The following is an 8,005-nucleotide window of genomic DNA, read 5'->3' as shown; positions in this document are numbered from 1 at the left end:
TGGCCTGTGCCCTTGCAAGGAGAGCCCTTTTCTTTGGTTAGCTTTCTTTTGGGCTTAGCAAAAGAAAGTAACCCGGCCGCTTTAGCGGACGGAAGCTCTGCTCTCGCTTATGGCTTTCATACAAACAAGATCAAACGCCTAAAGCTTCCGCCACTAAAGCGGCGGGTTACTTTCTTTTGTCATAAGCAACAAAAGAAAGGTAACCAAAGAAAAATGCTTTTCTTTGAATCAAGGGCCCGCACGCGCGGTGCATACGCGGGGCTTTTTCATACGGGACATCCCTGTCCCGATGAAAAACGGCGCGCATCCCTGCGCGCCGCCCTCCGGGTCTTCTATTGCCTTCGCAAGTGTGAGACGGCGCACGGAAAGAGCAAAAGCGGAAAGGCTAGGCAGATCATCGGCAGTGACACGGCCGTCGTGAGACCGTCGCGGCGCGGTCGCGGCTTGTGACCGAAGGAAATCGAGTAGGGCGCCGCTCCTATCCTAAGGCCCCCTTCGATAGGCGACGTCGGCACTGGTGTCTCTGCGCGTCCCTTGGTCGCGACTGACGTCGCTCCTACGGGGACAGATACAGGGGCAGAACCGCGGTACTGGTGCCGCCCAAACACGAACGCCCCCGTTTCCGGAGGCGTTCGCGCAAAAAACCGCGGAATCAAGCAGCGATCAACGCATCCAGCCCGACAGCTCCTTCTTGCTCAAGCGGCCGTTATTGTCGACATCGACCGCGCGGAACTCCGCGGTCAGGGTTGCGTTGCTGCGCGCCTCCGCACGGCTGATGTTGCCGTCGTGATTGCCGTCGAGCGCATCGAAATCGATCTTGTACTCGCCGATCACCGAATTCGGCGGGCTCGAGGTGATGGTGACCTGCGGCTGCACCGGCACGGCCGGGGCGGGGGCCGGCATCGGTTGCGGCACCGGATCGGTCTGCTGCACCGCTTCGGCGGTCGCCGCGGCGGCAGCCTGCGCCACCGTGGTCGCGTCGGTCGCGGCCGAACTCGCCACGCGTGCCGCATCGCCGGCGGCGCGCGCTTCGATCGCGGCACCGGTGGGGTTGCTGCCGGCGGTCGCCGCGGCCTGCGCCGAACGCGCCGCTTCGGCCGCGATGGTGGCCTGGCGCGCGGCCGACTGGGCCTCGATCGCCGATTGCTTGGCCTGGTAGGCGGTGGCTTCCGCGGTCAATGCCCCGCGTTCGCTCAAGGAGCCTTCGTTGCGGGTCGCGGCAGCGGCTTGCGCTGCGGCCTGCGCGGTCGCGGCGTCCTCGCGCGCGGTGCGTGCTTCGCCTGCGGCCATCTCGGCCTTCTCGACCGCATCGTGTTTGGATTCGACCTTGGTGGCGATCTGCGCCACGGCAGCGCCGCTGGCGCCTAGTGCGGCGATCAGCGTCAGGCCGATCAGGGTGTGCGGGTGGGTCGCGTGCTGTTTCATCGCTGTAACCTCGCGTGGGGACACCGCGACGCTAGACCCGTGCCGGTCAAGTCGATGTAAAACGGCGAAACCTCACCTGAATGAACGCGGCTCGAAGCGTGAATGCCGGGTGTCCGTCACGCCGCAGACGATGTGCGGTCGAGACATGCCCGAGTCGTCGCCAAGGCCGGGTGGCCCTGACGTGGCGGATCACTTCGGCGTCGCGAACACCGTGATCTCTTCGCGGTCGTGATACAGCTGGCGCGCACGCACGACCATCGGGCGATGGGTCTGGTACTCGAACGCTTCCAGGCAGGTCTTGGTTTCTTCCCAGCGCTTCTTCATCGGCAGCTTGAGATTGAAGATCGCCTGCTTGCACCAGCCCTCGCGGAACCAGGTCGCCATGCGTTCGGCCACGCGCGCGGGCTGTTCGACCATGTCGCAGACCATCCAGTCGAGCTTGCGCTTGGGCTGCCAGGAGAAACCGTCCGCGCGCAGATGGTCGACGCGGCCGCTGTCGAGCAGGGCCTGGCGCAGCGGGCCGTTGTCGACCGAGGTCACCATCATGCCGTTGCGCATCAGCACCCAGGTCCAACCGCCGGGAGCGGCGCCGAGGTCGGCGGCTTGCATGTTGTCGCGGACCAGGCGCTCGCGTTCGTCGGCGTCGAGGAAGGTCAGCAGCGCTTCTTCGAGTTTGAGCGCGGAGCGGCTCGGCGCATCCGGATGCATGCGCAGGCGCGGGATGCCGAGTGGCCACGGCGAGCTGTCGCCGGGCTCGGACATCGCCAGCATGGCGTGATCGCCGGCGAGGAAGGCGACGTGCAGGCGCGGGCGCCGCGCATCGTCGGCCTTGCTGAGCCAGCCGGCCTTGCGCAGCGCCGGGCGCAGGGCGTTGCCGAAGCTGCGCGCCAGGCCGGCGAGCGGCTTGTGCTCGTCGGAGTCGGGGTGCTCGACCACCAACTCGCCGAACATGGAAACGTTGAGGCCGCTGCCGCCCTGCGCATCGAGCGCGGCCAGCATCGGGGTGATGCGGTCGGCCGGATCGAGGCCGCGCAGATCGGCCAGGCGCACCAGCTTCTGGCGCGCGAAGATCAGCGACGACCACGGCAGTGCGCGCGACAACGCTTTCGCGTCCTCGACGATGAACTCGACATAGCCGCTGTTGCGCTCGGTGCGCGCGTAGCCGGGGTGGCCGGCGCGCGCGGCGCGTTCGTTCAATTCGCCGGCGAGCTCGGGTTCGAAACCGGCGCGGCACCAACACAGCAGGGCGTTATCGGTCATCGTGGGAACTCGTTGTCTTCAGGGGTAGGAGCGGCGCGAGCCGCGACCAACCGAAGCGATGAACGCAAGGGCTTTTGCCCAAGCCCGATCGGTCGGGCTCTTTGCCACGCAACGGCGAGGCATCATCGATATTCGGGTGGATCTGTTTTCGTACACCGCTCGGGTTGGTCGCGGCTGGCGCCGCTCCTACAAAAGCTGGATCGGATCAGTACGCGACGCCGCTCTCGCCATAACGGCGCAGCACGTCGCAGGCGGCGTCGCGTTGCAGGTCGCGGCGCACGGCAATGCCGCGGCGTTCCAGTTCGCCGATCCAGTCCGCCGGCAGCGGGCCTTCGTCGAACTCGGTCAGCTGCATCACGTCTTCCGAGCGCGCGCCGATCAGCAAGGTGTCGATGCCGGCCCAGAAGCTGGCGCCGTAGCACATGCAGCAGGGCTGCGCCGAGGTCGCCAGGGTCATCGGGCCGATCTCGTTGAGACGGAACACGCTCAGCGCGGCCTGCGCGCACATGAAGGCCATCATTTCGGCGTGCGCGACCGAACAGCTTTGCGGCACCACGCGATTGACGCCGACCCCGACCACCAGGCCGTTGCCGTCGAACACCGCGGCGCCGAACGGCCCGCCGCTGCCCATCTCGATGTTGTGCCGCGACAGTTCGACCGCCAGCGCGACCTTGTCCTCGTCGCTGAGGTAGGCGCGCTTGCGGTCGACGACTTCGTCGATCCACGCCGGCAGCGCCAGCATCACCGTCTTGGTCAGCAGGTTGGGGATCTTGGGGCTCATGCCTGCGCGGCCCAGGTGTCGCGCAGGGTCACGCTGCGGTTGAACACCGGCCGTTCCGGGGTGTGGTCGTAGCGGTCGGCGACGAAATAGCCGACGCGCTCGAACTGGAACGCCTGCTCGCGCTCGGCGGTGGCCGCCGACGGTTCGACGTAGCCGGTCACGGCGCGGCGCGAATTCGGGTTGAGGTGATCCTGGTAGGTCTTGCCGTCGCTGTCGTCGTCGGGTGCGGCGACGTCGAACAGACGGTCGTACAGACGCACTTCGGCGGCGACGGCGTGACGCGCGCTGACCCAGTGGATCGTGCCCTTGATCTTGCGGTCGGCGCCGGCCATGCCCGGACGCGATTCCGGGTCCAGCGTGCCGCGCAGCTCGACGATTTCGCCGGCCTCGTTCTTGATCACCTCGTCGCAGCGCAGGATGCCGGCGCCGCGCAAACGCACTTCGCCGCCCGGAATCAGCCGCTTGAAGCCCTTCGGCGGCACTTCCTCGAAGTCCTCGCGTTCGATCCAGAGCTGGTTCGAGAACGGCACCTGGCGCGCGCCGAAGCGCTCGTCCTTCGGGTGGTTGGAGAAGTGCAGCGATTCTTCGTGGTCGTCGCCGAGGTTGCTGATGACCAGCTTGAGCGGGTCGAGCACGGCCATGCGGCGCGCCGCGGCGGCGTCGAGGTCTTCGCGCAGGCAACCTTCGAGCACCGAGTAGTCGATGGTCGAGTTCTGCTTGCTCACGCCCAGGCGATCGGCGAACAGGCGCAGCGAGGCCGGGGTGTAGCCGCGGCGGCGGATGCCCTGCAGGGTCGGCATGCGCGGGTCGTTCCAGCCGTCGACCAGGCCTTCCTGCACCAGCACCATGAGCTTGCGCTTGCTCATCACGGTGTAGTTGAGGTTGGCGCGCGAGAACTCGATCTGGCGCGGGATCGCCGCCTCGTTGGGCAGGCCTCGGGCGAGCAACGGCGCCAGCAACTCCGGCGAATTCGGCAGGTCGACGCGGCCCACGCACCAGTCGTAGAGCGGGCGGTGATCCTCGAACTCGAGCGTGCACAGCGAGTGGGTGATGCCTTCGCAGGAGTCGCTGAGCGAGTGGGCGAAGTCGTACATCGGATAGATCGGCCAGGCGTCGCCGGTGTTCTGGTGGGCCACCTTTTTGATCCGGTACAGCGCCGGGTCGCGCAGGTTGATGTTGCCCGAGGCCATGTCGATCTTCGCGCGCAGGGTGCGCGCGCCGTCGGCGAACTCGCCGGCGCGCATGCGCTGGAACAGGTCCAGGTTTTCCTCGACGCTGCGCTCGCGGTACGGCGAATTGCGGCCCGGCTCGTTGAGGTTGCCGCGGTAGGCGCGGACTTCCTCGGCGCTGAGGTCGCAGACGAAGGCGTCGCCCTGGCGGATCAGTTTCTGCGCGGCGAGATAGAACACCTCGAAATAATCCGAAGCGTGACGCAGCTCGGCCCACTCGTAGCCCAGCCAGCGCACGTCTTCCTGGATCGCGGCGACGTACTCGGGGTCTTCCTTGGCCGGGTTGGTGTCGTCGAAGCGCAGGTTGCAGCGCCCGCCGAACTCGTTGGCGACGCCGAAATCCAGGCAGATCGCCTTGGCATGGCCGATGTGCAGATAGCCGTTGGGCTCGGGCGGGAAGCGGGTCCGGATCGCCTGGTGCTTGCCGCTGGCCAGGTCCTCGCGGACGATCTGGCGGACGAAGTCCTGCTTGACCGCGGCCGTAGCGGCGGAGTCGGTCGGAGATTCGGGAGCGGTGCGGGCGGGATCGGCGGACATGCGTCACGGCAAAGGCTAGGAAGGTCGTGAAGTTTAGCCTTTGGCGGCGATCCCTGCCTTGGCGGCGCTCTTCCGTCGTGCCGGAGCCGCGGTCCGGCGGCTTGCACGGGGCCGGTGTCAGGGGTCGGCGGGCTTTGCCGGGCGTGCCTGGAACGCTGCGTCTGCGCGCCGTTCATGGGTCAAGCCGGCCACTCCGGCGTATGCTGGCCGCAGACCCGCGAGGCCGTTGCGCCGAAGGACAGCGACGATGAAAGTCGTCTATGAAGCCGCCCATCTGATCGATGCCCATCTGGTCCGGCATGCGCTGGAAGCGGCCGGCATTCCGGTGTTCATGAAGGGCGAGGCCTTGCTCGGCGGCCTCGGCGAGCTGCCGTTCGGTCCGGTCCAGGTCTGCGTGCCCGAGGCTGCCTGGCCGGAAGCGCGCGAGGTGGTCGATGCGCTCTCGCTGGGCGAACCGCCACCGTCCGCCGCCGACTCGGTCGAGTCCGACCCGATCGGGGCGATGCCGCCGCCAGGCTGGCTTCCGGCCTGAGCCCGGGGCGCGACGCCCGCACCGTCGCGAGGTCCGCGACCGCCCCGGCGGGACCGGGCCACGGTCGTCAGGCCCGCTGCCTGACGCCACTGTCTTCTCTCTCTCATCGAGCCCTGCGGCGCGTCCGGTCGAATGCCGGTCGCCGGCGCAGGGCCTCCGGATCGCTCCGACGGCGTTCCGGCTCTCATGGAGTTTCGATCGTGCATTCCGCTTCGTTCCTGCTTGTCTCGCGGGGGCGCTCATGAGCGCCTCGTCCTCCACCGCGACCCTGCGGACGCCCCTGGTCGAGATGCTGATCGGCGCTTCGGTCATCAGCAGCTCGGCGGTGTTCGTGCGTTGGGTCGAGATCGGCCCGGCCGCATCGGCGTTCTGGCGCATGGCGCTGGCCGGGGTGATCCTGTTGATGCTGCTCGGCCAGCCGTGGCGACGCGATCGTATGCGCCATTGGCGCCCCGACGGACGCACGCTGGGGCTGGTGATGTTCGGCGCGGCCTTCCTGGCGCTGGACCTGTGGCTCTGGCATCGCAGCATTCTCTATGTCGGTGTCGGCCTGTCGACCTTGCTCGCCAACTTCCAGGTGTTCGTGCTCGCCGGCGTCGGCGCGCTGGTGTTCGGCGAACGCGCCGGCTGGCGCCTGTGGGTGGGGCTGTTGATGGGCCTGGTCGGCCTGGCGCTGTTGCTCGCGCCGGGGTGGGAGCACGTCGACGAGCGTTTCCGTCTCGGCGTGTTCTACGGCCTCGGCACCGCGCTGGCCTATGGCGTGTTCCTGCTGGCCTTCCGTGCCGCACAGGCGCGCCGCCAGCAGACGCCGAACGAAGCCCTGCAGTGGTGGCTGTGCCTCGGCAGCGCGGCGATGCTCGGCGTGTCGGTGCCGTTCGGCGGCGAAAACCTGATCCCCACCAGCGCCCACGACTGGCTGATCCTGTTCGCCTATGCCGCGATCGCGCAGGTGTTGGGTTGGCTGGTGATCGGCCGCGCCATGCCGCAGCTGCCCGCGGGCATCGTCGGCCTGTGCCTGTTGTTGCAGCCGCTGCTGGCTTACGTGTGGGACGTGCTGCTGTTCCACAAACATCTGGGCGGCATGGAACTGCTCGGCATCGGTCTGTCCCTGGCGGGTATCTTCCTGGGCCTGCTGCGGGGCGACCAGCCGCTGTTCACGGTGCGCCGCGGCGATGCCGCCTGAGCCGCGCTTCCACCCTTCCATTGTCTGCTGCAAGGTAAGCGCATGAACGAATCCCAGAACACCCTCGGCGCCCTGATCCGCGCGGTCGCCGATTTTCCCAAGCCGGGCGTGACCTTCCGCGACATCACCCCGCTGCTGGCCGATGCCGGCGGTTTCGCGCGCTGCATCGATGCCCTGGCCGAGCCCTGGCAGGGCAGCGGCGTGCAAGCCGTGTGCGGCATCGAATCGCGCGGTTTCATCTTCGGCGCCGCCCTGGCGCAAAAGCTGCACGCCGGCTTCGTGCCCGTGCGCAAGCCGGGCAAACTGCCGCCGCCGCTGATCGCGGTCGAATACGAACTCGAATACGGCCGCGACCAGTTGCAGGTGCGCAGCGACGCCCTGAAACCCGGCGAACGCACCCTGCTGGTCGATGACGTCCTGGCGACCGGCGGCACCCTGGCGGCTGCACGCGAGCTGGTCGAACGCCTGGACGCGGTGTTGGTGGGGGCGAGCGTGCTGATCGAGTTGGATGCCTTGCGCGGTCGCGAGCGTTGGCGGGGCGATGCGCCGGTGCATGCGTTGTTGCATTACTGAGGGATGGCGGCTGCGCCGCATGTCGCAGCGGTTAATGGCTTAGGCGAATGACGAGGCAATCGGGAACCCGCGCGGTCGCGGCTTGCGCCGCTTCTACCCAAGAGCGGCGATGATCGCGGTTGTGAGGATTCTGCCGTTGCCGTTGCTGTGCGCAGCTTCGCACTAGCGAAGGCAATAGAAGACCCGGAGGGCGGCCCGCAGGGATGCGGGCCGTTTTTCATCGGGACAAGGATGTCCCGTATGAAAAATCCCTGCGGAGGCATCGAACGTGCGGGCCTGTGATTCAAAGCAAAAGCATTTTTCTTTGGTGACTTTCTTTTGTTGCTTTAGACAAAAGAAAGTTACCCGCCGCTTTAGTGGCGGAAGCTTTAGGCGTTTGATCTTGCTTGCTTCTTGAGATGCCACAGCAAGAGCAGAGCTTCCGCCCGCTACGCGGCCGGGTTACTTTCTTTTGCTAAGCCCAAAAGAAAGGTAACCAAAGAAAA

The 8,005-nt window shown here is 67.0% G+C and carries 8 protein-coding genes; 4 read left to right on the top strand and 4 right to left on the bottom strand.

The window, feature by feature from the left end; all coding sequences use genetic code 11:
- Positions 1 to 450 (top strand): hypothetical protein (locus tag ACTJJK_RS22825; RefSeq protein ID WP_440731331.1); only part of this gene is annotated, 450 nt, incomplete at its 5' end.
- Positions 451 to 663: 213 nt separating this feature from the next.
- On the opposite strand, the gene ACTJJK_RS22820 is transcribed toward ACTJJK_RS22825, so the two are convergent.
- The 4 genes from ACTJJK_RS22820 to ACTJJK_RS22805 form a co-directional block, all read right to left on the bottom strand.
- On the bottom strand, positions 664 to 1,425 hold the full coding sequence (locus ACTJJK_RS22820) for a hypothetical protein (protein ID WP_223620299.1): 762 nt from the start codon (positions 1,423 to 1,425) through the stop codon (positions 664 to 666).
- Between the two features lie 189 nt (positions 1,426 to 1,614).
- Positions 1,615 to 2,685 carry a 23S rRNA (cytidine(2498)-2'-O)-methyltransferase RlmM gene (gene rlmM, locus ACTJJK_RS22815; protein ID WP_031374129.1) on the bottom strand — a complete coding sequence of 357 codons (1,071 nt, stop codon included), beginning with the start codon at positions 2,683 to 2,685 and terminating at the stop codon, positions 1,615 to 1,617.
- Between the two features lie 205 nt (positions 2,686 to 2,890).
- Complete coding sequence (locus tag ACTJJK_RS22810) at positions 2,891 to 3,445, bottom strand: nucleoside deaminase (RefSeq protein WP_031374130.1); 555 nt, start codon at positions 3,443 to 3,445, stop codon at positions 2,891 to 2,893.
- 17 nt (positions 3,446 to 3,462) lie between these two features.
- Complete coding sequence (locus ACTJJK_RS22805; protein WP_031374131.1) at positions 3,463 to 5,232, bottom strand: glutamine--tRNA ligase/YqeY domain fusion protein; 1,770 nt, start codon at positions 5,230 to 5,232, stop codon at positions 3,463 to 3,465.
- 247 nt (positions 5,233 to 5,479) lie between these two features.
- Here ACTJJK_RS22805 and ACTJJK_RS22800 point away from each other — a divergent pair, with 247 nt between their 5' ends.
- From ACTJJK_RS22800 to ACTJJK_RS22790, 3 genes are all read left to right on the top strand, one after another.
- Positions 5,480 to 5,764, top strand: coding sequence for a putative signal transducing protein (locus ACTJJK_RS22800; protein ID WP_440731330.1), 285 nt, complete (start codon positions 5,480 to 5,482; stop codon positions 5,762 to 5,764).
- Positions 5,765 to 6,005: 241 nt separating this feature from the next.
- Entirely contained in the window at positions 6,006 to 6,947 is a 942-nt protein-coding gene (locus ACTJJK_RS22795; protein WP_051885427.1) for a DMT family transporter, read from the top strand.
- 42 nt (positions 6,948 to 6,989) lie between these two features.
- Complete coding sequence (locus ACTJJK_RS22790; protein WP_223620303.1) at positions 6,990 to 7,520, top strand: adenine phosphoribosyltransferase; 531 nt, start codon at positions 6,990 to 6,992, stop codon at positions 7,518 to 7,520.
- The last annotated feature ends 485 nt before the right edge of the window (positions 7,521 to 8,005 follow it).

Source organism: Lysobacter sp. 22409 (assembly GCF_052045105.1).
Classification (GTDB): Bacteria; Pseudomonadota; Gammaproteobacteria; order Xanthomonadales; family Xanthomonadaceae; genus Lysobacter; species Lysobacter antibioticus_B.
Note: the sequence above shows the minus strand (reverse complement) of the source record. Positions and strands in the feature narration are given on the sequence as shown.